The sequence below is a fragment of the Scytonema sp. HK-05 genome (assembly GCF_963872035.1).
In the GTDB taxonomy this organism is placed as follows: domain Bacteria; phylum Cyanobacteriota; class Cyanobacteriia; order Cyanobacteriales; family Nostocaceae; genus Kalymmatonema.
Window position 1 is genome coordinate 1 of the sequence record NZ_CAWMYC010000105.1, and the last position, 22,988, is coordinate 22,988.

Consider the following 22,988-nt stretch of genomic DNA (forward strand, 5'->3'; position numbering starts at 1 on the left):
TCGCTATCCATCCCCACCGCACAGGCGGATGGGGAATTTCGCGAAAGACGTTAAAACCGGAAAAACTGCGGTGCCTCATTACTAAGCGCGTTGGTTTAGCGCCAACGATCTGGGCGGAAAAATCGCCCAAACCTGAGATTTTGGAGGCATGCAGGAGTATTTATACATGGGCGATTTTTCCGGAGGCTCGGCAGATTTTTCAATCGTTGTGACCCAACCCGACCTTGTCCGCAATCGCTGTTTGAGCCTAGAATCCCCATGCCTAAGGGGTGGGGAGTATGTCAAAAACAACCAGTATTACAGCCAGGGCAAACGCATCTTAATTAGTCTTGACAAAAACGTTAATTGAAGTTATCAAATACTCAAATCCAAAACATCTTAAGCGTCATGAGAAAAATCTAGCGCGTAAGCAGAAGAAGTTTGCCCGTGTAGAGACGCGCCATGGCGCGTCTGTACAAGAAAGTAATTCAAAAAACAAGTACAGAAAACTAGTAGCTCTTGTTCATAAACGAGTATCAAATTCCCGCCAAGACTTTCTGCATAAACGCGCGTAGAAAGCTGGTAGATCAAAGCCAAATCATCATTGTAGAAAATCTCAATGTGAAGGGGATGGTACGGAACCGGAAGCTGTCACGCGTCAATATCCGATGTGGGTTGGGGGATGTTTATCAATTTTCTAGACTACAAGTTGAAACTCAAAGAGGGACAACTTGTAGAAATAGGAAGATTCTTTCCCAGTTCCAAAACCTGTTCATGTTGCGGTCATATCGTTGATGAGTTAACGCTCGATATTCGTCAATGGGATTGTCCCAAGTGTAATACTCATCATGACCGTGATGGTAATGCAGCATTGAACATCACAAATGAAGGAATTCGGATATTACTGTTAGGGCGGAGGGAACCCCGTTATTGCCGTGCCGAGGCAGAGTAAGACCAATAAACCGCAACGTGGAAAGGCATTTGTCAATGACGCCGGAAGCCTACACCGTACCGCGGCTGTCGGTGTAGGTACTTCACGTGTATTCGATTAGCGGCATCACAGGTACAATCACACTCGAAACGTCCTCTCTTCTACCATCTCCAGCCCTTACGCAATTTGCGCGGTGTTAGGCGTTTATTGTACCAGATGCGAAGCCCAGATTTCTCGCAACCCGCTTTAGGGCAGGCATACTGCCTAGCCTAGTTATTACAAACACATAGAGCAATCAGTCGAATAGTGGGTATTGCCTACCACTTGATCAACGGCGTCCGCCAATGCTCTTTTGAAAAGCCGGACGCTCAGACATCTGCTTCATGTAGTTCAATACCGCTGGGTAGGAACTCAGGTCTAGCTTGAGCAAGATGGGAATGTAAGATAAAATAGAGCCTACAGCTACGTCAGCAACTGTGAATTCATTGCCTAACAAGAAAGATTGACGCCCAAAAATTTCATTTAAAGCAGTCATCAAGAGGGGCAATTCTCGCTCCCGGCTTGCTTCTGCAAAAATTCCTGGTCCGAGGGTTGCATTGGCAAACAACACCCATTGAGCTAATTCCGCGCGTTTCTCTGGGGAGGACGTAACTTTGCCATACTTCTCGGCAAGATACAGCAAAATTGCCCCAGATTCCCAAAGTTGCAAATCACCATCAACGATCGCCGGAACTTTTCCTATTGGGTTAATTGCCAAGTACTCAGGCTGGCGGTGTTCACCCGCCTGCATATCCAGTTTGACAAATTCGTAGGGAACTCCCAGTTCTTCTAAATACCACTGGACAATTGATGCGCGACTACGTACACCGCCGTAAAGCTTCAACATACTGACTCAATTGGTGATAAAAAACAGTCAACAGTTACCAGTAATTATATGGTATTTTTATAGGAATTTATGAGACATATAAATCATGACTGATAACTGATGACCGATTAAAGAACTTTATGAGTATGCGAATGCTGTTTAACGTTGTCTTCCTTTGTGACAACTCGGGAAGCATTTAGCACTCGCTTGCGTTCAGTAGAATATTTAAACTCAGTATAAGTTGCGCCAAGAGGAATCAGAGATTTAGCAGCTTCACGGCGCTTGTAGGTGCGAGCAGCGGCGATCGCCCGTTCCACAAAATCATCACAAAACTGAGCCGTTTGCGGAAAACCAGCCGGAATTTGAAGTTTGTCTTCCTCCACTACAGAACCCAAAGTCGTGGCACAAGCGAACTTAAAGGAGGTAGAAATACCCTTAACGAGCGTTTCCAAGGACGCAGAGGGAATAGGTTCTATAACTTCGACTTGATGAACTTCTCCGTCTTCTTTGACAAAGCAAGTCGCTAAGCCGATGACGATGTAGTCGTCGGCGGCTAAATCAGGAGCATTGGGATAAGAAGTGACACTTACCATAAGAAAAATTTCTCAAAACTTCAAAAAATACAATTCAGAATTCCGAAAGTCTTCACAATATCTTTATTTTTCTGTGTTCTGACAGCTGAATTCTGAGTTCTTTAACAACAAGGGCTTTTTGGCATTTTATCAACTTGTAGCTCACACTACTTAAATACTCTATGAGATTGATATTTGCTATTTCTGGAATTCGACTTGGGGAAGACGTATCAATTATTAGATTGAAGCATCTATTGGGTATAGTGTGTCTTCATTTGGTGGGACTCAAAGTGCTATATGGCTTTTGTAGGCATAGATCACAAATTACCTTTGGCTGCATTTAGCTACAATGCTTATGCCCAAGTACTCATAGCCACCTTAACAAGTGACACAGTTAGAAAACCACAAGAACGGGGAACCCTATAAGTTGATCTCACAGAGCAAGCAGCTCAGGTAGGAATATATGAACAGTCACTCATTTTTATCCTTTGGTGACAAGCAAAATCACCGCAACCCATTTGCCTTTAACAATACAAACGTACTACAACAGCAAGGGGCTAACGGTAGCAGCAAACCTGCTTTGGGAGACAGCTACTTGCGCTCTCGTGCTCTAACAAAGGCTCAGCAAGGAAACTACATTGAGGCGATCGCATTATTGAGCCAATTAATTCATCGTCATCCCCACAATGCTATTGATTACAACAATCGAGGGCTAATTTATTTTCAAAGTGGCGAAACGCAAAAAGCATTTTGTGATTATAACACAGCGTTGGAACTTAATCCGAAATTAGCCAGCGCCTATAACAATCGAGCGAACTACTATGCAGCGTGTGGAGAATTGCTAGCAGCGATCGCTGATTATGATCGGGCATTAGATTTGAATCCCAGCCACGTTAGGGCATGGATTAACCGAGGCATTACCTTACGCGACTTGGGGCAATACGAAGAGGCAATTGAGAATTTTGAGGTGGCTCTGCTTTTTGGTCAATTAGAAGGGCATATTATAGCAGAACGAGGTAGAACTTATCATATTTGGGGCGATTGGAATTGCGCGATCGCTGATTATCGTCGCGCCCTAACTCAACTGCCTTCTGTTAGCTTAAACAGCGAAGATCCAGGTTTGCGCTTGCGTTTACAAGTTGAGAATTGGTTAGATGAATTGCTGCGTCCACAGCATCTTAACTGGTAGATTTTGCACTCATTGCCCTATGCATGGCGTATCCATGAAATGCAAAGTCAGAAACATCCTGATAACCATCAATGGCTAATAGATGATAACTATATAGCTCCTAAAAACTGAGCTACTAGCTATTCACTATTAGCTATTATCTTTGTTGCCATCTTCGCAATTTATTTACGGGGTAATAACTACGCAATAAGGAATGAGTTTTATTGTGCTTGTTCAACTGTAGCATCCTTTGGGAACACGATTTGACGCTGGTTAGGGTCAAATCGATAGCCCTGTTCTTGCATAATTATCTTAGCTTGGCGCGGATCAAAGCTACGGCTAAATTCTGCCTGCAACTTATCCACACGTTCTTGCATTTGCTTGACATCAATGCTGATCGCTCGTAACTTATCTTGCTGTGACCAATGCTCAGGCAAAAGTTGTATCAGAGCGGATATTGCTGCTGTTGAAATGACAAGATTAACCGCTATTTTTGCCGTAGTTTCCACTGCCATCACTTGATAAGAGCGTTGGCGAAGACGCCGCTTTGGTCGAGGGGTGGCTCGACGCTTTTGTATAGGTTGTAGCGGGGGTCTAGAGGGTTGAAAGGCGTTCATAGTGATAAAAAGAACCTCGCTGAATGAGCGGACGCACCACAAAAAGCGTAGCTGCACTAATTGTGGTTTTATTTAGCTGTCATATTACTTCATTTTTTCGGACTTGGTACACTGAGATTCTTTGTTGAAAAAAATAAACCTGGCATGACTACGTGTGCGGTTTACAACAAATTACGACACTAAGCCGCAACTGTCTTTTGAACTGCACTCCGGACTGCCAGGTTTATTAGCTCTTCGAGGTGTTACGAATTGTAAAGCGCTGTTGCCAACCGCCAAGCAAGAACGCCTGGAATCAGCGCCACAACAAGAGCGATGTACACTTGAGTATCTGAGATCGAAGTTGTCACCTGAGCGAGGTACAGAGTATCTAACATAGACATGATTTGAAACCTCCCAATATCACCAGATTTTGAATAGCTCGTTTACTACTTTTCCTTGTTTTGCCAAGATTGGGGAATAGGTTGTTACAAGATGCAACAATCGCTCATCATTAGTTATGAGTTATTAGAAAAATTTATAAAAATATGGATTCTTATTTGGGCATAGACTTTGGCACGTCAGGTGCAAGGGCTGTGGTGATTGACGAGCAAGCTTGTATTCAAGCCCAAGCGCGTTATCCCTTTGAAATGTCAGAAGTTTCGGACTTAGCAAGTTGTTGGAAAACAGCTTTGTTTAGCCTGCTTGAGCAAATTCCTCAACAATTGCGGGGCGAAATGAGGGCGATCGCAATCAACGGCACATCTTCCACGGTTCTGCTGTGCGATGATGCTGGTAAACCTGTGGATGTACCACTGCTGTACAACGATGCACGAGGAGCGGCGGTGATAGAGCACTTGAGAAGCATAGCGCCTCCAAATCATACTGTATTAAGCGCAACTTCTAGCCTTGCCAAACTTCTGTGGATGTCGCAATTACCATCTTTTGCTCAAGCCCGATATTTTCTGCATCAAGCTGACTGGCTGGCATTTCTCCTACATGGACAATTAGGTGTTAGTGACTACCACAATGCTTTAAAGCTGGGTTATGACGTAGAAAAATTCATATACCCAGAGTGGTTAGAAAAGATGCAAGTAAGAATTCATCTACCTAAAGTAGTAACCCCTGGAACTTTTATTGCTGGATTACGCCCTGAGATTGCGTCTCAGTTCGGTTTGCATCGAGATTGCTATGTATGTGCTGGAACAACTGATAGTATTGCAGCTTTTCTCGCCAGTGGTGCGCAATTCCCTGGTGAAGCAGTGACTTCCCTTGGTTCAACGCTGGTGCTGAAACTGTTGAGTCGCACCCGTGTGGAAGATGCGAAATACGGGATTTACAGCCATCGCCTGGGGGATTTATGGTTGACTGGGGGTGCTTCCAATACTGGGGGTGCTGTGCTAGGGCAATTTTTCACTCATGCTGAGTTAGAAAGCTTGAGTCGTGAGATTGATGGGTCAAAAGTCAGCGAGTTGGATTATTATCCGTTGTTGAAGCCTGGGGAACGCTTTCCGATTAATGACGCAAATCTAGCGCCGCGATTGCAACCGCGTCCGAATAATGACGTGGAATTTTTGCATGGGTTGCTGGAAAGCATTGCTCGGATAGAAGCACGAGGATATGAATTGTTACAGGAATTCGGAGCAGACCAATTAACCCGCGTTTATACTGCTGGTGGTGGTGCGGCGAATGACACTTGGAGTGAGATTAGAGTGCGGTATTTGCAGGTTCCTGTGGTGCGTCCTGTGAATACACAGGCGGCGTATGGGACGGCGTTGTTGGCGATGAGGGGGGTGGGAGAAATCAACCGCACCAGGCGCAGAGGACGCAGAGGAGTAGGTGGGGAGATAGGGAGGATGAACCCAACTATCTGCTCCACAAATGACAGGACAGATGGCGATAGTGATTATATCAATTAATTTATGCTGTTTTGTGCGCTCTACTCTGGGATCTTCCAAATCAGCAAAGTGGTCTGGAATCGTAATTTTCGGCTTCAGTTTCAGAGGAACTTGCTCTATACGGTGGTTTTTCTTGCTTTAAAGAGTCTTTCTGAACAATACCACCATTATCGATTCTCTAAAGGAAGCGATCGCCCTGTTTGGAGAGTCAGATAGTTTACGACACACGATTATCCCATTTTTTATCCAGATAAATAATAATTTGTCAAGCACATTTAGATGTATTTGCCCTGGCGTAGTAGCCGAGATCCGTTGGATAGGTCGGTGCTGGTGGGTATGGATATTGTGCGCTGTGGGTAAGGTGCTGGTGGATCAGACTCTACAAAAACAAGATCGAAAGAAATGACAAGGTTATCAAAATATTATTCATGGCAACCGCATTTTAGCTGAGTATATGATTTATATTAATTTTAAGTTTGCCAACACTATTAGTAATTATACTAAGGTAACAGTCCCTGGTCTATAAGCGCACAGAATCGTTTCTGTAGTGCCAAACCTCTCTTCTGAGCACAACTCTGTTAACGGAGAGCGAAATGGACATCGAGACAACCAAGCCTAGCGTCAGTCGCATTAACAACTACCTTTTAGGCGGCAACCACAACTTTGAGATAGACAGCATAGCTGCCGACCAGTTCACACAGCTTGCAGCGATACTGCCAAGATGGATGCGCCTCAACCGTTTGTTTGTCTATTTCGCCGTTGAGCAGTTGGTGGCGGCAGGCTTGAATCACTATATCGGTCTGGCGAGGGGAATTCCTACCCAAGGCTATCTTCACACTCGCCTACCGGAAACGTCAGTGCCCATTTATATGAATCCAACCACAGCGCCTGAATTGATGATGGGCGGTATGTTTGAAAAACCTGTGACATAAGCCTTTCAACCAGTTATCTGTAAATTAAATCAGAAAAAACACTGTCATGCAAACCAAAGCATCTACCCCAGGTATTGCAATTATTGGAATGGGCTGCTTGTATCCAGGGGCAAGCGATTTACGGCAACTCTGGGAAAACATATTGGCGAGGCGGCAACAGTTCCGGCGAACGCCAGATCAGCGGTTGCCGCTTTCTGACTATCAAGATCCAGATCCTACAGTGCCAGACAAAACCTACGGATCTCGGATGGCGGTGATTGATGGGTTTGAGTTCGACTGGGCCAGTAAACGCATTCCCAAAACGGTGATTGAAACAGCAGATATTGCCCACTGGGTGGCTTTAGAAGTCGCGACTAAGGCTTTAGAGGATGCTGGGTACACACGTGAAAGTGTTGCGACTGAAGGTACTGGCGTGTTGCTCGGAAACACTATGACAGGAGAGTTTTCGCGCTCTACTAACGTTCGACTGCGCTGGCCGTATGTCCGGCGTGCATTGATTGCTGCAGCCGAGGCAAAGGGTCTACCGTCGCAAGTTGTCACCTCCCTAGCAGAGACTATGGAGGAGTATTACAAGTCTGTATTTTCACCAATTACCGAGGACACGCTTTCAGGCAATCTTTCCAACACGATCGCAGGCAGAATCTGCAACTTCTTCAACTTTGACGGTGGCGGTTACACAGTGGATGGAGCTTGTTCTTCATCACTGATTGCCGTAGCCACTGCTGCTAACGCTCTGACCAACGGCGACCTCGACCTTGCCCTTGCTGGGGGCGTCGATATCAGTCTGGACACTTTTGAATTGATTGGTTTTGCCAAGACCGGTGCCCTAACTGCTGGAGATATGACAGTTTACGACCGTAAGGCGAGTGGCTTTATTCCAGGAGAGGGATGTGGGTTTGTTGTTCTTAAGCGTTTAGAGGATGCTCGCGCTGACGGTAACTATGTGTACGCCGTGTTGAATGGGTGGGGAATCTCATCTGATGGAAAAGGTGGACTGACAGCCCCGAGCCGCCAAGGGCAGGCGAAAGCTTTACGCCGTGCGTATGAGCGAGCTCCTTACAGTCCGTGCGAACTCGACTTCATTGAGGGACACGGCACCGGCACACCTGTGGGCGATCGCACCGAACTCGAAGCAATTGCCTTGGCAATGAGTTCTGATGAGCCAAGTCCTCGCTCGTGCGGTGTCACCTCCTTCAAATCCCTCGTCGGTCATACCAAAGCGGCGGCTGGTATAGGAGCTTTCATTAAAGCGGTTATGGCTGTCAACCGTCGTGTTTTGCCCCCGGTAGCTGGCTGCAAGGAGCCAAACGCAGTATTTGAGAGTTCCGCCCAGTGTCTTTACCCGATCCTGCAAGGACAAATTCGCAGCCCGACGGAGACCCTGCGTGCAGGCGTTTCTGCAATGGGATTCGGTGGAATTAATTGCCACGTGACTCTTGAATCTGGCGATGCTCCAGCTGCTCACTTCAAACCGTCGATTGAGGAGCGGTCTTTGCTGGTTTCCAACCAAGAAACGGAGATATTCGTGCTCAGTGCCGCATCCGTTTCTGCTTTGCTGCAACGCACTGCGGCTGTGATGAGTATTGCGTCCGGGTTGAGCGTGTGCGAACTTACCGATCTGGCTTTGCACCTTACCCGCGAACTAGAACCGCAAATGCCTGTTCGAGCAACGGTGATTGCGGGTACACCTAAGGAGCTGATTGAACGTCTCAGCCTGCTGGAAAAATTGGTGCGTGAAACACCCCCTGCTAAAGGAGAGGTAGTCATCTCTCAAGAGAAAGAAGTCTGGGTTGGGAATGCTGTTCGGCAGAACCAAGTCGGCTTTCTGTTTCCTGGACAGGGTTCCCAGCAGTTAAATATGGCGCGATTTCTTGTAGAGCGCTTTAGCTGGGCACGGGAACTGGTGGAGCAGGCGGATGGCTGGCTGCGCTCTGTTGGTTGCCAAGGAGTGAGTGAATTCATTTACCGTCCAGTAGACCGCGCTATTAATAGAGAGCAAGTTGAAGGGTGGTCGAGGACACTGGCACAAACCGAAGTTGCTCAGCCAGCCATCTGCCTTGCTTCGCTTCTTTGGATGCGTTACCTCAATCGTCTCGGGGTCAAGCCAACTGCTGTGGGTGGTCATAGCCTGGGAGAGCTAACTGCTTTTCACGCAGCAGGTGCCTTTGACGAGGAGGCTCTCCTACGTCTAGCAGCGGTTCGAGGACAGGCTATGTCCGCATCCGTAAACGGCAATAGCCAAGGCGCTATGGCAAGTCTCGGTTGCTCGCAACAAACAGCCGAAACACTGTTAAAGCAAGTCAGTGGCTACGCCGTCCTAGCAAACATCAATAGCCCAAAGCAGATGGTGATTTCTGGAGAGCAGGCGAGTATTGAGCAGGTGATTGAACTTGCCACAGCTTCCGGAATCCAAACGCGTCGGCTTCCGGTTTCCAATGGCTTTCATTCTCAACTAGTCTCTGCAGCCGCCAAGCATCTGAGCCAGTACGAACTGGTACCAGAAACGCTCTTAGAGACACCTTTTGCCCTATTTTCAAGTTTGGACGGGCGGCAACCAGCACAGGGACTTCGACTGCGTGAACACTTTGCAAATCAAGTAGTCGCACAAGTAGATTTCATCTCTCTAGTGAAAACGCTGGTGCAGAAGAGCGATTTGCTAGTAGAGGTAGGTCCTGGCAAAGTGCTTTCCGGTTTGGTGCGCGATATTGTTGGTTCAGAACAGCCAAAGTGTTTTCCTGTTGAATCGAAAGCCGGACTTGACCGGGATTTGAACACGATGCTAGCCGCCCTGTTTGTCCACGGCTGTGAAATCAAGTGGGAAGCCCTGTACGAGGGTCGTCTTGTGCGTCCCTTTGTCCCAGCATCAAAACGTATGTTCATCGAAAACCCCTTGGAAAGGCCGTTCCAGGTGTCTAAGACGAGCGTATCTCCTGCCCTTGGAGCGTCCGAAACCTCGCTTCATTCAATGCTCACCGAACAGACTCAGGTTCCGTGGGCGGTACTGTCTGATTACATTTCTCGGCGTGCGGGGTTTCTGACAGAGATAATTCGAGCGGACTTGCAAACTTTGCCGCTGCTTTCCACTTCTCCCATTGGTAGCAATGGCACAGGGAAGGCACCAGTTTTTGTGTCCCCTACTTCTACTCCTGAAGTGCCTAAGCCTGCGGCAACACAGGGTGTTATTGCCAGCCAGGACAAAACCGATAGTATTGAGGACATCCTCGTGAACCTGATTGCTCAACAAACAGGATTCACACCACAGAGCATCACACCAGAAACCCGACTACTTGACGATCTCAACCTGGATTCAATCAAAGCAGGTGAAGTGATAGCAACCACCGCCTCCGAATTTGGTGTAGCAGCGAAGATCGACCCAGCGTCTCTAGCCAACGCCAAAATCCAAGAGATTGCCGAGGCGATTCGTGCAGTCATGGCAGATAGTAGCGGCACTATCAGTGAAGTTGCGGCAACGCACAATGTTATTAGCCGGGACAAAACAGGTAGTATCGAGGACTTCCTCGTGAACCTGATTGCTCAACAAACAGGATTCACACCACAGAGCATCACGCCAGAAACCCGACTACTTGACGATCTCAACCTGGATTCAATCAAAGCGGGTGAAGTGATAGCAGCCAGCGCCTCCGAATTTGGTGTAGCAGCGAAGATCGACCCAGCGTCTTTAGCCAACGCCAAAATCCAGGAGATTGCCGAGGCGATTCGTGCAGTCATGGCAGATAGTAGCGGCACCATCAGTGAAGTCGCTGCTGCACCGACACAGACCACAGTGAATGGGTCAACTGTCAAGAGCGAGCCAGCCGGAAATAGAAACGGTATCGTGCCAGGAGTGATAAAAGAGGTAAAACGAAAGACCCTGGTGCGTGACTTTATCGTCCGGGCTATGGTCGAGGAATTGCCATCAGTTCCAAAAGAAGGATATGTTCAGGAAAATTGGCAAACTGCGAACGTACTCATCCTCTGTGAAGAAAGCAACCTAAACATCGCACAGGCGTTGTACGACCAACTCCACGATCAAGGGGCTAAAGTTGAAGCCGTCTCCTTTGCCGAAGCACGTCTTAGCGCACTGACGGAAAGCACTGATTTTACCCACTTCATTGCTGTGCTACCCCGTATACCAAGTAGCGAGTTGTCGCCAGAGGCTCGTCTGCTCGATGCGATTGGGCGGTTAAACAGTTTGGCAGCCATACCATCAGCAGAGCGAAAAGCAGGTAAGCGTACGACGGTGGCTTATGTCCAATTTGGCGGGGGATATTTCGGAACACAGCCACAGATAGCCGATATGCAGCAATGCTGCGCCGTTTCTTTTGCAGCCACCATCCATCTCGAGCGACCTGATCTGAAAGTTCGCGTCATCGATTTCTCGCCGGAGGTAAATCCAGCCTTGCTGGCGGAACGCGTACTCACTGAAGTCTCCACTCAGGATGGCTACACTGCTGTAGGCTATGATACACAACTGCTCCGTCGTGTTCCCAGACCATGCCTGCAAGAACCCGCTCTTTATCACAGCCGCAATATTAGATGGTCGTCTAGCGATGTAATTATTGTAACAGGTGGAGCCAAGGGTATCACCGCAGAGTGTGCGATCGCCATAGCTCAGGATACAGGCGCTCGCCTGGCGCTTGTCGGTCGTTCACCGCACCCAAAAGAAGAAGGACGCGGGACTACAGAAACAGCGCGTACTCTTGAACGCTTCAGGTCTCTTGGGTTGACTTGTGAGTACTACACATGCGACGTTTCCGACTTCGACTCAGTAATGACTGTGATTCAACGAATACGACAAGAGCTAGGCGAAATCACAGGCGTAGTTCATGGAGCCGCCCTCAACTGGCCAAGACGTGCGGAGCAGGTATCTACAGCATCGGCGTTTGATGAAGTCAGCCCTAAGCTCAAAGGCGTCATGAACTTGTATCATGCGCTTCAAGGTACACCACTGAAGCTTTTTGCTGCTCTTTCGTCAGTCATCGGCGTTACAGGAATGCAACGCAATGCTTGGTATGCCTTCTCTAATGAAGCTATGGATTTGATTCTACGCGGCTTTAAAGCTCAACACCCGCAAACCGCTGTTGTTTCCGTCGCATACAGTGTTTGGGATGAGGTCGGAATGGGTGCGCGGATGGGAAGTGTGCGGAGTCTCGAGAAGATGGGTATAGGCGCAATTCCTAAAGATGAGGGTGTACGTCGATTTTTGCGGCTAACCAAAAACGATCCAGGCGATGTTCAAGTTGTGGTCGTAGCTGCGATGTACACAAAAGCCGCGCTAGATATGCAAGGCTTCGATACCTGGAACCCACCCCCGTATGCACTTCCAGCCGCGTCAAGGTTTCTTGAGCAGATTCTTGTCAACGAATCAGGCGTAGAGGTTGTGGCGCGATCGCACCTCAGCCTTGAGCGGGATTTATACCTGCGGGATCACGTCTACAAGGGGTCATACCTGTTCCCAACCGTGTTCGGCTTAGAAGCTATGGCTCAAGCAGTTGCCTATGCAACGGGTGAGCATACCTTAGAAGCCCTTCGCATTGAAGACATCCGCCTTGAACGTCCCATCGTCGTCTCAAAAGACAAAGGAGTGGACATTGAAATTCATGCGGAAGTCATCGAGCGAGAGTCTGAAGACTCAGTGCGGCGGGTATGTGCATCAATCAGAACAGAGCAAACAGGGTTCGCTATCGATCATTTCTCAGCCACCTTTGTCCTAGGAATCGAAAACAACCCTCCAAAGGAGGATATCAAGCTCCCAGAAGCTCCTCTCGATATTCAGCCACAGGAGGATCTCTACACCTGGCTACTGTTTCAAGGTCCGCTGTTCCAGCGTCTACAACATATTTACAGCCTTGAGTCTAATAAATTTGTATTCGGTGCCCAAATACGTGCCGAATCCTCCGCAGGTAAGAACGGCTTTTCCGATGAAAAAGCAATGCCCTTACTACTTGGAGACCCCTATTTTAGGGACGCGCTGCTCCAATCTGCTCAAGTTGTGATTCCGAAAGATTTGTGTTTACCTGTGCGGATTGATAGCATTGAAATCTATCAACGCCACAGCGGTTTCTCTGGAATGCGTGTCGGAGTCATGACTCCTCAAACGCGTAACGAGAGTGAGTACAGCAGCACTGTATTTGCGATTGATGATGACGGGTACATCACCGAAAGGCTTAACGGTTATGTGACACGGCTTTTGGAACATCGTGAGGATAATCCGACCGCTGAAGAAATCGTCGCTCCCAGCCCGCGGGATGAAACAATTCTGCGCCGTAAACTGAACGAGCAAGCTGAGCAATTCAACTTGAACGCTCCGAAAATATCGTTGGCTCATCTTCCAGGTTTACATTTGCTGCCCAAAGAGGAACGGCACCAGCGTGAACTGCCTCTTTTATATAAGGCAGCCAGCCTAGCTCTAAACAGTAGCGATGATGTTAGCGTAATGGTTCAATTCAGGTGGAGCGAGTCTGGAAAACCAGTACTTGAGTCGGTGGAGGGACTGGATTTGGATGTTTCCCTCTCCCACGACAATCAAGTCTGTGTTTGTGTTGTTGGACCAGGACCACAAGGCTGTGATATTGAACGGGTTGTACAACGAACGCTGTTGCAATGGACTGGCTTGTTGAGCAATGTACACGAGCCAATTTTGAAGCAACTCCTGGACAATACAGATACCCTAGCCAGAGCCGGAACTCGGATCTGGACAGCCGTGGAGGCATTGCGTAAAGCAATCAACGGCTCTGAAATTAGCCTCGAAATTAGCTTATGCAAAGCTGACACCGTCTTATTCAGCGGTATAGTTGATAACCAGCGGCTGCAAGTCCTGACCTTTCCACTGCAACTGTCCCGAGGACCAGAACGAATGGTCGCCTGCGTCGTACAAAAGTGAGGGGGAGAGTGGGTTCATACCCACTTCCGCACGGACTTTTGTAAAAAGTCTATTACACAAAAAGGAGCGTCTTTGATGGTTTTCTCGACTCAACCAACTCAAGCTAAAGCTTGGGCAAAGGCATTCGCCCATCCTCCAACTGAGTTTGGACCGACGCCACTACGCATTCTTTCCGGTGCCATACCCACAGGATTGCGTGGTACTCTCTATCGCAATGGACCAGCACGATTCGAGCGCGGGGGACAGCGAATGAACCATTGGATTGATGGGGATGGGGCAGTTCTAGCAGTGCATTTGAGAGATCAAGAAGCCACTGGGGTCTATCGCTACGTGCAAACGGTAGGATACCAAGCGGAAGAAAAAGCTGGAAAGCTGATCTTCGGGGGCTATGGCATGACGGCACCAGGAGACATGTGGAAACGGTTCGGTATGGAGTTGAAGAATGCTGCGAACACTTCTGTGATAGCATTGCCAGATAAGCTCTTAGCTATGTGGGAAGGGGGACCACCTCATGCGCTTGATTTACAGACTTTAAATACTTTTGGACTCGATACATTAGGAAAGCTAAAGGCTAGCTCCGCCTATTCCGCCCATCCCAAGCGCGACCCGGAAACGGGAGAAATTTATAACTATGGAATTACCTACGGCAAAGAAGGGGTGTTGAATCTCTTCAAGAGTGATCGCACCGGACAGATTCTGCAACAAGCCGCGATCGCCCTCGATGGTCTGCCGTTTTTTCATGATTTTGTCCTGGCGGGCAGGTATTTGGTGTTTTTCATTCCTCCCCTGCGGATGAATCCATTGCCTTTCATGGCAAAGCAGAAAAGCTTTAGTGACTCGTTTTCCTGGGTGCCAAACAAGGGCACGCAGATTTTGGTCATTGATCGAGCCACTCTGGAGGTGGTCAGTCGTGGAGAAGCCCAGCCGTGGTTCCAGTGGCATTTTAGCAATGGTTACCTAGATGCTAGTGGAACTGTGGTAGTGGACGTTGTGCGCTACGAGGATTTTCGCAGCCATCAGTATTTTAGGGAAATACCAACAGGTCAGACCCAGACAGCAGCCAAAGGCACCCTGTGGCAGCTGCGCCTTAACCCGCAAACAGGCAAGATAACCGAGATGTATGAAGTCCTCGATCGCGGCTGCGAGTTCCCTACTGTCGCTTCCGAGCAGGTGGGACAAGCTTCGCGCTTTACCTATTTATTGTTATATCGGTCAGGGGCTAATTTTAAGCACGATTTATGGGGTACGATCGGTCGTTTCGACCATGAAACCGGAAGGCTCATGGAAGCAAACTTGGGTGAAAACTGTTATCCGGTAGAACCCATTTATGTAAGAGACGCGTCCAATCCGGAACAGGGTTGGGTTTTGACCGTGGTGTTTGATGGCGATCGCGACAAAAGTGAGGTTTGGATATTTGACGCCGCTCATCTTGACGCCGAACCTATTTGCAGGCTGGCATTACCCAGTACCGTTCCCTTTGGTTTTCATGGCACTTGGAAAACGGAGGCCTAATTTATGTGTGGAATTGTGGCATTGTTCTCAAAACACGAAACCATTTCAGAGGACTCGTTGAAGCGAGCGACTGCTAGCTTACACCATCGAGGACCAGACGGACAGAAGTCTTGGGTTGCCCCCCATCGACGAGTAGGATTAGGTCACGCCAGACTCGGCATTATCGACCTGAGAACTGGGGATCAGCCGATTGCTAACGAAGACGAAAATCTGCATATTGTTGTTAACGGCGAGTTTTATGACTTTGAACAAACGCAGCGTGACTTGAAACGATGGGGTTACCGACTGAGTACCAATTCTGATAGTGAGATAGCCCTCCACCTGTACAACGAATTCGGTACACAATGCTTGCATCATCTGCGTGGGGAATTCGCCTTTGTACTCTGGGACGAACGAAACGAGCTTCTGTTTGCCGCTCGCGATCGCTTTGGCATCAAGCCACTGTACTACACAGTAATTAACGATACCCTCTATGTGGCATCCGAAGTCAAGGCATTGTTAGCAGCCGGTGTGCCCGCCCAATGGGATCCCGAGTCCTTTTTTCAAGCCAGCAACGTCTCGTTCGACCAACAGCGCACGTTTTTTCAAGGCGTGTATCAGGTGCCCCCCGGTTACTTCCTGCTTGCTTCGCGCTACCACACTCAACTGATTAGCTACTGGGATTTTAATTACCCCCGCACCGACGATCCGCTTCCTGAATATACCGAAAGCGAATACATTGAAAAACTTCGGTACACATTGGACGAGGCGGTTCGACTGCGCTTACGGGCTGATGTGCCAGTTGGTTGCTATCTCAGTGGCGGACTCGATTCGTCTGCCTTGTTGGGCATAGCGGCAACGCACACTTCTGAACCAATTCGTGCGTTTACCATCTCGTTTGACGATGCAGCCTATGACGAAGAAGCGATCGCTCGCGAGACAGCAACGCGAACCGGGGCAAATCACCAAATCATTCCGGTGAGCCAATCTGACCTTGCCGACAATTTTGCTGACGCAGTTTGGCATGGTGAGGTACTTTTCAACAACGCCTCTAGTGCTGCCAAATACCTAATGAGTAAGGCTGTGCGTGAGGCTGGCTACAAAGTTGTGCTGACTGGTGAAGGTGCCGACGAAATATTTGGAGGCTATCCCCATTTACGCCGGGATATGTTGCTCTACAACACACAACGGCAAGACGAAGATACTGTACAGCAGTTATTGTCATTACAGCGCAACAATGCAGTCTCTTCCGGCTTCATGCTACCTGACGGCGCAGCGATGTCGTTGGCAAGTATAAAACGGACGTTAGGTTTTGTGCCCACATGGATAGAAGCCAATTCAGCGACCAGTATTAAGGTCTGCCCTCTCTACGCGCCTGAATTTGCCGCGAAGTTTGCACACCGGGACGCCTATCGCATCTTTTTAAATCAATTCGATGTGCAGGGGCAACTTGCTGGGCGCTCACCAGTGCATCAATCCCTCTATTTGTGGTCTAAATCAATTTTTCTGCACTACATTCTCAGAATGCTGAGCGACAGCGTGGAAATGGCGCACTCTGTGGAAGGGCGTTTGCCATTTCTCGATCACCATGTCGTTGAGCTAGTGTGTAAAATGCCGGTTTCGCTGAAAATTCGCGGCATGACCGAGAAATATGTGTTGCGAGAAGCGGCACGTCCCTTCCTGACGGACACGGTTTACCACCGTCAAAAGCACCCGTTCCTTGCTCCGCCTTCTACCTTTAAACCGAATGAGCGATTGCACGAACTGATCCAAGACACGCTGCGCGGCTCAACTATGGCATCATTGCCCTTTTACAACCAAGCAGCAGTTATCGCACTGCTAGACGAGCTGCCTGAGATGGATGATACTACACGCACTTCAATTGACTTTATCTTGATGAGGTTGTTGAGCGCTTGTATTCTTCAAGAACGGTTCGGACTTACAGCACCAACAATTTAACTGACCAGTTGCGGTTTTTCGCTACAAGCCATTTCGACCCAGCTTATATTGCTGTGGTAGAAGGAGGTGTGGAAACCAGCCAAAAACTGTTGGCAGAAAAGTTTGACCACATCTTTTTTACTGGCGGAACAGCGATTGGCAAAATTGTCATGGAGGCAGCGGCAAAACATCTGACACCAGTTACTCTTGAATTGGCTTGGATGCTGCTCGGTTAATTTTGTGCATATCTAGGCAGATGTCTGAATTATTGCCCATCGGAATGCGGAAACTGTACGTTTGTTGTTGTATAATCAATCAACGTTTGATTAGTACGGGATGCAAAAGCTTACTTGGCGTGAAACCCTAGAAACACTTGGCACAAACTAATTATTAAAAATTGAATATTTTTTAAGTCTCGTATTGAAATTCGTTTCAGTATCTCTAACTGGGGATTAGTGGTCAAAGAACCTGAGCTACGAAGCAAGGGAACCAAGCTGAAAAGCGCTTCTAATCGAGCGAACTTATACCGTGGAGTTGAGCTTGCCCATATTTACGGACTAATCCCCAGATATGCGTAGGTTTTTAGAAGCGGCGGGAAGAGTCCTTGTATTGTAGATTGTGACATCAACGTCGAACACACCGCCAGAAGGATTACTTGGGGCAAGTTTATTAATGCTGGTCAAACTTGCATCGCCCCTGACTATCTTTTAGTAGATAAAACTATAGCAATCCTATTTCATTTGTGAAAATTGACCTCTTTCAAATCCCCGACTTCTTAAAGAAGTCGGGGATCTTGTTTGTTCACGAATCCTCAAGGGACTGCTATATAACGGATAGTTTATTTGTGAGATCCACAGATAACTTATCCGTTAGATTTGTTAAATTATCCGTTGCCCTGATGGATTTTCTGGTAAACTGATTCCCTTAAGATATTGGCTTTTTGATTTGTGATGGATATGTGTAGACTCTGGAGAGTCATTCGCACCAGCAGATTCTTCTGATACGGTTGCATACCCAAGCGTTCAATCGCCTGTTGGGGAAGTTGGTGATATTGGGTTTCGCCTAAGATATCTACTGACTCCAGTAGTTCAGCCTCATCTCCTAACACTTCTACTATTTGTTCACAGATATCCTCCAACTCGGTATCTATTCCGGTGACAATGGACATATCCCGGCTGATGCTGGGTTGATTTGAGACTGGGTGATAAGTTTCTAGGTGAGTCATCTGCGCCGCAATTTTGGGATTTGTGCTTCGCAGTAAGCGAATATCATCCATTCCCTTAATCAGCATCACCAAACGGTCTAACCCCCAACCAGATGCCAAACCGCTGTAACCTGGTTTTAATAAACCAGGATGAGCTTCGCCACATTCTCCGACTTCAATCCATTTGTTATCTACTAAAACCTCAATTTCTAAACCATTACAGGTGTATGGGTGTGAGGTTTCATTCAGGTGATAGGATACACCAGGAAGAATTGCATGGATGATGGTTTTGATGAATTTAACCAAAGCTTCTCTACCGAGATGCTGATGCTCGCTCATCAGCCATATGTCCATTTGGTGGGGTTCACCTACATGGCGTTTATCCACTACATCCCGGCGATAGCAGATACCAGGGTGGACGATAAGTTGTTCTCCCTGCAACTTAGGGAGTAAATCTGGCATGATGGCGGTGGTGTGAGTTCTGAGTAGTTTACCGTCGCTGAGGTAGCGGGTGTATTTTGGCGATAGCTTCGCTGCTGCCTTCGGCAGATCGCGACAAACTGTCTGAAGGGAAATAAAGTTTGTCGAAGTTGTTTGCGACTGTGGTGATAGGCGAAGAACGCCAAATTGTTGGTTCTGGATATCCGGAAGCTTGAAGTGACTCGGCTATTTTGTAGACGATAAGATTTATAGCATGAATGCCATTAGCCGGGTTCGTCAAGTCCGGTTTTAGAAGTCCCGATGGTTCATTTTTTGCCTCTCTTTGTTTGTGGTGATTTTATATTACTATTGTAATACATAGAGATGATAGCGCAATCTCTTTAGTATTAACTACAGTTCCTTGACTACGATTTCGGATAATTTCGCGCAAAGACGTAAAGATTAACTTGGTGTCTTTGCCTAAAAAATATCACGGCGAGTATGCAGGGTACGATTTGTTATTGAGTGTGCACTTCACGTTGTTGATTCACCTGTTTGGGTGATTTTCGGCGTTTAATGAACCGCAGAGGCGCAGAGGAGGACACTTCCGTGCGGTGAACCAGCGCTGCAGGAGGGTTTCCCTCCGCAGGCGACTGGTGAACCCGGAGGGGGGTTCCCCCCGCCCTTGGAAAGTGTCCGTTGACACAGAGGAAAAAGAAGTTTAACAGAGGGGGAGGAGGTTTTTTAAGAAAGTCTGACCTGCGCTATCAAGGTTATCATCTAGGGAAAAGATGAGGCTACGGATTTGGATGTCGTCACTTTTAACATCCAAAGGCTGTGTAAGCTGTTTTGGGTATATCAAAATGGCTTGGTTACACTTTGTAGTTGTGGCGTAGCTTACCATTTGATGAATGTCAGCATCTGCCGCTTTATCAGGAGCTTTATACTTGGTATCTAACACTGCTAATGTTTCGCCAGTAGCAGCATCGCACAGTAGTAGGTCGATAGAAAACCGTCGATTCTGACCTATTTCTACCTGATGTTGCTGCTTGAAAAAATAGCCTTTTGGCGCATTTTCCTTCAGCCATTCTGCAACGAAACTTTCATACAGCTTTGCCATATCGACGAGAAAGGGTAGCATTGTGCGATCGCCCCTTTCATGAGTTGGTGCAGTGTTGTCTAAAAAGAATCGGCAGATATTATGTAATAATCGATAATCTTCATTCAAGCGGTTGTACTGTCGCCCGATACAATATTGTGAACTACACGGTTGCAGGGTTACTAATCCTTGTAAAGCGTGATAAGCTTTTCGTACCGTTGGAGATACTCTTTCTGAACACAAACCACTGCGACCAATAATAAAAAGTGTCCAGGCTAGAATTTGGTTTTCTTTAATATCAGCCGTATGTTCTTCATAGTGGCATTTAAGTTTAATATTCCAGGGGTTTTGAATAGCCTGTCGTACATCTAACTTTCCCCGTACATAGCTTAGTTGCTCTGTTTTAGGTAAGTATGTACGATATAATCCTTTTCGACAACGCTCTAGAATTCGCTGGGCTAAGACATAAGCCAAATGGCTGTAAAATTCCTCTAGAGATTCGCAATCCATCAACCCTTCCAGAAAGCGGAAACTCTTTAGAGTGTATGCATATTCCAGCATTCCAAAAAGGTTTTTGATAGGCACTTTGGGATTGAGTTTTAAAGCAAATTGAGTGCTTAAAGGAATGTAACCTACCCATCCATTAGATTTAAGTTGCCATTTATTACCTGTTTTATAGGTAGGAAAATCTATATTTAGTTGGTTTTTATATTTTTTAAATAACTCTATTCCTACGGCTTCGGGTATCTCGTCAGAATGAAATGACTGTGTTGCATATTCAGTCAGTTCAAGAATTCTTGGTTGTCCTGACTTCATAGTGATAACTGTTGCTTGACTTTCTCCCAGCGAAACTCATTTACTTTTTCTAGCTGGTTAAAGAAGTATTCTTCTAAATAAGGCTCAATTTCCATACACCAGATATCTTCAATATCTTCAGTTAGTTTATCAGTTAAGAAAAATGAAATACCAATTTCATAGTTTTTGTCATTGATTGTCTGATTCAAGCGCTGTAAAGTCTGAATCAACCCCTCTACCACCAAACCTGTTTTCTGGTGATACCGTCGTAACACATCGTAGTTTGGGCGGAGTTCAATAAATGCGAAGCGGCGGCGTAGTGCATAATCTACTAAAGCAATTGATCTATCTGCTGTGTTCATCGTGCCAATGATACGAACGTTGGCGGGAATGTGAAACCTGTTACCGCCAGCGAGGGGAATTTCTTTGTCGCGGTACTCCAACAAATACATTAATTCACCAAAAACTTGAGCTAAATTTGCACGGTTGATTTCGTCAATTATTAAAACGCAAATACCTTGACGATTTTCTGCCTCTTTACAGAATTGTACAAAACGACCTGGAACCAGCGGATATGTTAATTTTCCATGTTCACTTTGGGGACGGATGCCTTGAATGAAGTCTTCATAAGAGTATGCTGGGTGAAATTGCACCAGTTCAGAAAAGCCATTACCGCCGCCGATTAAGTGTTGAGCAAGTTTTTCTGCAATGAATGTTTTTCCTGTGCCAGGCGAGCCGTATAATATTGCTTGTTTTTTGCGATTAATTGCGCGTATCCAGCGTTCTAGTTCTGCTTCATTGAAGCCGATTTTTTCAGCGCATTCAGCTAAGGTATATTCTAGTTGCGATTCCACTTCTTTAAATCGTGGGTTATCCTTGCAAGTAAAATCATACTTTTTAACACCTACTAGCCAGTTAGAGAACATATCGAACAAGTCATCGTCTCTCAAAGCTGGCACACCTGATTGGTGCATCTGCTGGGAAAATTGTGCAATTAGCTTTTTTCCAGTAAGATTCAATATAGGATAATCAGTTAGTTTTTCCGTATAAGCTGTATTTGCAAAATAGTTAATAACTTGTATAAATTGGTTATTACTCAATAGAAATTCCTCTGGTTGCAGTGCGTTGAGGATAGGCGTGATTGTTCCTATTTGTAAATATTGGGCATAAGGCAGTTGTAAAAAGTTCACACAAGCTGCTGACAACTGCTTTGGATCATCATTGCAGCGACGGACAAAATTCAAAATCGCCAAAGCAATGTACTGCCACTCTTCCGGCTTTATCCACATTGTCTCAAAACATTCTTTTATGTCTTTGGTGACAGATGAACTAATATGAATCCAAGCGCCCCTTTGACGATTTTTGGTGGTCTCTGGGTAAGGTAGTAGTTGCAACAGTATTAACTCTATTACGTCTTCTCCAGAGTCTGCTGCTGCTGCGATCGCTTCAAAGTTCCTCTTCCCCTGCTGACGCTGCTCTTCATAGGCTGCTGTATGACGTAGCCCAACTGGTGTGTAGGGATATTAGTTTAAAAATTCCTGAAACAGCCTCGCAAATTCAGCTTTCTTTTCCGCTAACATTATGTAATCGTATACTGTAAATTATTTGTTATTTATAAGTAATCTATTTAATAATCAGAAACACTACAAGTATTATTTTGTGCTATATACTTAATCATTTTAAATTCATTTTCTGTTAGGTAATGATAACTTTGTGGTGGTCTAAAGTCAGAAAATTCCTCTCTTAAACGTGTTAAATTTATAGGGGTAGGTAAAAGCTGAACATTTTTTAAAAATATACATACACATAAAGAAGCACCTGCATAATAAATATCAAATTCTTGGCGGCTTATTTCCGCTTTTTTACTGACTTTATTCCAGATTTTATTAAGATCTTCCGGGAATTTTTGAATAGGAATTTCCAAAATACGATCTACTTCAAAGGAGCCTATTAAAGCCTTTTGAGGAGACGAAGCATAGACTAGCACTAAGTCACCCTTATCTAATCGAGTACGAACCCGCCGCAGTTCTACTTTCTTATTACCCTCAAATATTTTTTTTGCATATTTAGGACGTATTGATAGTAGCAGGATATTACTAGGCATTTTTATACCGTTCATATTTCATTAAATACACCTAAATTATACACTTTATTAAATAGATTTTTAGGAATTTTATTAGGTGATGCCAGTAAGAAATTTAAAGATGATAGTTCTTGAAC

At 46.4% G+C, this 22,988-nt stretch carries 17 protein-coding genes and 3 pseudogenes; 10 read left to right on the forward strand and 10 right to left on the reverse strand.

Features of this window, described 5'->3' with window-relative positions; genetic code table 11:
• A partial coding sequence (locus AACT52_RS19295) for a hypothetical protein (RefSeq protein ID WP_233153997.1) occupies positions 1-212 on the forward strand: 212 nt, incomplete at its 5' end.
• Positions 213-661: 449 nt separating this feature from the next.
• Complete coding sequence (locus AACT52_RS19300; RefSeq protein ID WP_198940957.1) at positions 662-931, forward strand: zinc ribbon domain-containing protein; 270 nt, start codon at positions 662-664, stop codon at positions 929-931.
• A 307-nt stretch (positions 932-1,238) separates the two neighbouring features.
• Here the strand turns inward: AACT52_RS19300 and AACT52_RS19305 are convergent, their stop codons facing one another.
• Positions 1,239-1,796: a glutathione S-transferase family protein gene (locus AACT52_RS19305; protein WP_073632919.1), complete on the reverse strand. Its 558-nt coding sequence runs from the start codon at positions 1,794-1,796 to the stop codon at positions 1,239-1,241.
• A 107-nt stretch (positions 1,797-1,903) separates the two neighbouring features.
• Complete coding sequence (locus tag AACT52_RS19310; RefSeq protein ID WP_073632920.1) at positions 1,904-2,368, reverse strand: hypothetical protein; 465 nt, start codon at positions 2,366-2,368, stop codon at positions 1,904-1,906.
• A 442-nt stretch (positions 2,369-2,810) separates the two neighbouring features.
• On the opposite strand from AACT52_RS19310, the gene AACT52_RS19315 reads away from it, so the two are divergent.
• Complete coding sequence (locus AACT52_RS19315) at positions 2,811-3,536, forward strand: tetratricopeptide repeat protein (RefSeq protein ID WP_073632921.1); 726 nt, start codon at positions 2,811-2,813, stop codon at positions 3,534-3,536.
• 200 nt (positions 3,537-3,736) lie between these two features.
• Here the strand turns inward: AACT52_RS19315 and AACT52_RS19320 are convergent, their stop codons facing one another.
• Both AACT52_RS19320 and psaM read right to left on the reverse strand, forming a co-directional pair.
• The gene (locus tag AACT52_RS19320; RefSeq protein WP_073632922.1) at positions 3,737-4,132 is read right to left on the reverse strand and encodes a slr1601 family putative cell division protein; all 396 of its coding nucleotides are present in this window, start codon (positions 4,130-4,132) and stop codon (positions 3,737-3,739) included.
• Between the two features lie 242 nt (positions 4,133-4,374).
• Positions 4,375-4,467: a photosystem I reaction center subunit XII gene (gene psaM, locus AACT52_RS19325; RefSeq protein WP_414586289.1), complete on the reverse strand. Its 93-nt coding sequence runs from the start codon at positions 4,465-4,467 to the stop codon at positions 4,375-4,377.
• Between the two features lie 189 nt (positions 4,468-4,656).
• On the opposite strand from psaM, the gene AACT52_RS19330 reads away from it, so the two are divergent.
• Positions 4,657-6,027: an FGGY-family carbohydrate kinase gene (locus AACT52_RS19330; protein WP_083630413.1), complete on the forward strand. Its 1,371-nt coding sequence runs from the start codon at positions 4,657-4,659 to the stop codon at positions 6,025-6,027.
• Here AACT52_RS19330 and AACT52_RS19335 read toward each other — a convergent pair.
• A pseudogene (locus AACT52_RS19335) lies at positions 5,968-6,111 on the reverse strand (transposase family protein); the annotation flags it as partial. The gene AACT52_RS19330 and the pseudogene AACT52_RS19335 overlap by 60 nt on opposite strands.
• Before the next feature lie 488 nt (positions 6,112-6,599).
• Between AACT52_RS19335 and AACT52_RS19340 the strand changes: the two are divergent.
• The 6 genes and pseudogenes from AACT52_RS19340 to AACT52_RS19365 form a co-directional block, all read left to right on the forward strand.
• Positions 6,600-6,938: an SAM-dependent methyltransferase gene (locus AACT52_RS19340; RefSeq protein WP_073632923.1), complete on the forward strand. Its 339-nt coding sequence runs from the start codon at positions 6,600-6,602 to the stop codon at positions 6,936-6,938.
• A gap of 46 nt (positions 6,939-6,984) precedes the next feature.
• A complete protein-coding gene (locus AACT52_RS19345) occupies positions 6,985-13,821 on the forward strand; it encodes a type I polyketide synthase (protein ID WP_073632924.1) in 6,837 nt (2,278 codons plus the stop codon).
• Positions 13,822-13,896: 75 nt separating this feature from the next.
• Positions 13,897-15,333 carry a carotenoid oxygenase family protein gene (locus AACT52_RS19350; protein ID WP_073632925.1) on the forward strand — a complete coding sequence of 479 codons (1,437 nt, stop codon included), beginning with the start codon at positions 13,897-13,899 and terminating at the stop codon, positions 15,331-15,333.
• A gap of 3 nt (positions 15,334-15,336) precedes the next feature.
• Positions 15,337-17,271 carry an asparagine synthase (glutamine-hydrolyzing) gene (gene asnB / locus AACT52_RS19355; protein ID WP_073632926.1) on the forward strand — a complete coding sequence of 645 codons (1,935 nt, stop codon included), beginning with the start codon at positions 15,337-15,339 and terminating at the stop codon, positions 17,269-17,271.
• Positions 17,259-17,465: pseudogene (locus tag AACT52_RS19360) on the forward strand (aldehyde dehydrogenase family protein); the annotation flags it as partial. The gene asnB and the pseudogene AACT52_RS19360, both read left to right, overlap by 13 nt.
• Before the next feature lie 384 nt (positions 17,466-17,849).
• Positions 17,850-17,996: pseudogene (locus tag AACT52_RS19365) on the forward strand (aldehyde dehydrogenase family protein); the annotation flags it as partial.
• Positions 17,997-18,133: 137 nt separating this feature from the next.
• On the opposite strand, the gene srmL reads toward AACT52_RS19365, so the two are convergent.
• The 5 genes from srmL to AACT52_RS19390 all read right to left on the reverse strand — a co-directional run bounded on the left by srmL (position 18,134) and on the right by AACT52_RS19390 (position 22,887).
• The gene (gene srmL / locus AACT52_RS19370; protein WP_443216660.1) at positions 18,134-19,030 is read right to left on the reverse strand and encodes a PheS-related mystery ligase SrmL; all 897 of its coding nucleotides are present in this window, start codon (positions 19,028-19,030) and stop codon (positions 18,134-18,136) included.
• Positions 18,945-19,175 (reverse strand): hypothetical protein, encoded by a 231-nt coding sequence (locus tag AACT52_RS19375; protein WP_233153999.1) that lies wholly within the window; start codon positions 19,173-19,175, stop codon positions 18,945-18,947. The genes srmL and AACT52_RS19375 overlap by 86 nt, the downstream gene beginning before the upstream one ends.
• 420 nt (positions 19,176-19,595) lie before the next feature.
• Positions 19,596-20,789, reverse strand: a complete 1,194-nt coding sequence (locus AACT52_RS19380) for an McrC family protein (protein ID WP_073632927.1) — start codon at positions 20,787-20,789, stop codon at positions 19,596-19,598.
• On the reverse strand, positions 20,786-22,162 hold the full coding sequence (locus AACT52_RS19385; protein WP_233154000.1) for an McrB family protein: 1,377 nt from the start codon (positions 22,160-22,162) through the stop codon (positions 20,786-20,788). Before AACT52_RS19385 ends, AACT52_RS19380 begins: the two co-directional genes overlap by 4 nt.
• Positions 22,163-22,395: 233 nt before the next feature.
• Entirely contained in the window at positions 22,396-22,887 is a 492-nt protein-coding gene (locus AACT52_RS19390; RefSeq protein WP_233154001.1) for an ASCH domain-containing protein, read from the reverse strand.
• Positions 22,888-22,988: the final 101 nt, after the last annotated feature.

Bases quoted from the DNA above. Each gene is read 5' to 3' on its own strand.
- AACT52_RS19300 (WP_198940957.1), top strand. From the start codon at position 662: ATGTTTATCAATTTTCTAGACTACAAGTTGAAACTCAAAGAGGGACAA.
- AACT52_RS19305 (WP_073632919.1), bottom strand. From the start codon at position 1,796: ATGTTGAAGCTTTACGGCGGTGTACGTAGTCGCGCATCAATTGTCCAG.
- AACT52_RS19310 (WP_073632920.1), bottom strand. From the start codon at position 2,368: ATGGTAAGTGTCACTTCTTATCCCAATGCTCCTGATTTAGCCGCCGAC.
- AACT52_RS19315 (WP_073632921.1), top strand. From the start codon at position 2,811: ATGAACAGTCACTCATTTTTATCCTTTGGTGACAAGCAAAATCACCGC.
- AACT52_RS19320 (WP_073632922.1), bottom strand. From the start codon at position 4,132: ATGAACGCCTTTCAACCCTCTAGACCCCCGCTACAACCTATACAAAAG.
- AACT52_RS19330 (WP_083630413.1), top strand. From the start codon at position 4,657: ATGGATTCTTATTTGGGCATAGACTTTGGCACGTCAGGTGCAAGGGCT.
- AACT52_RS19340 (WP_073632923.1), top strand. From the start codon at position 6,600: ATGGACATCGAGACAACCAAGCCTAGCGTCAGTCGCATTAACAACTAC.
- AACT52_RS19345 (WP_073632924.1), top strand. From the start codon at position 6,985: ATGCAAACCAAAGCATCTACCCCAGGTATTGCAATTATTGGAATGGGC.
- AACT52_RS19350 (WP_073632925.1), top strand. From the start codon at position 13,897: ATGGTTTTCTCGACTCAACCAACTCAAGCTAAAGCTTGGGCAAAGGCA.
- asnB (WP_073632926.1), top strand. From the start codon at position 15,337: ATGTGTGGAATTGTGGCATTGTTCTCAAAACACGAAACCATTTCAGAG.
- AACT52_RS19380 (WP_073632927.1), bottom strand. From the start codon at position 20,789: ATGAAGTCAGGACAACCAAGAATTCTTGAACTGACTGAATATGCAACA.
- AACT52_RS19390 (WP_233154001.1), bottom strand. From the start codon at position 22,887: ATGAACGGTATAAAAATGCCTAGTAATATCCTGCTACTATCAATACGT.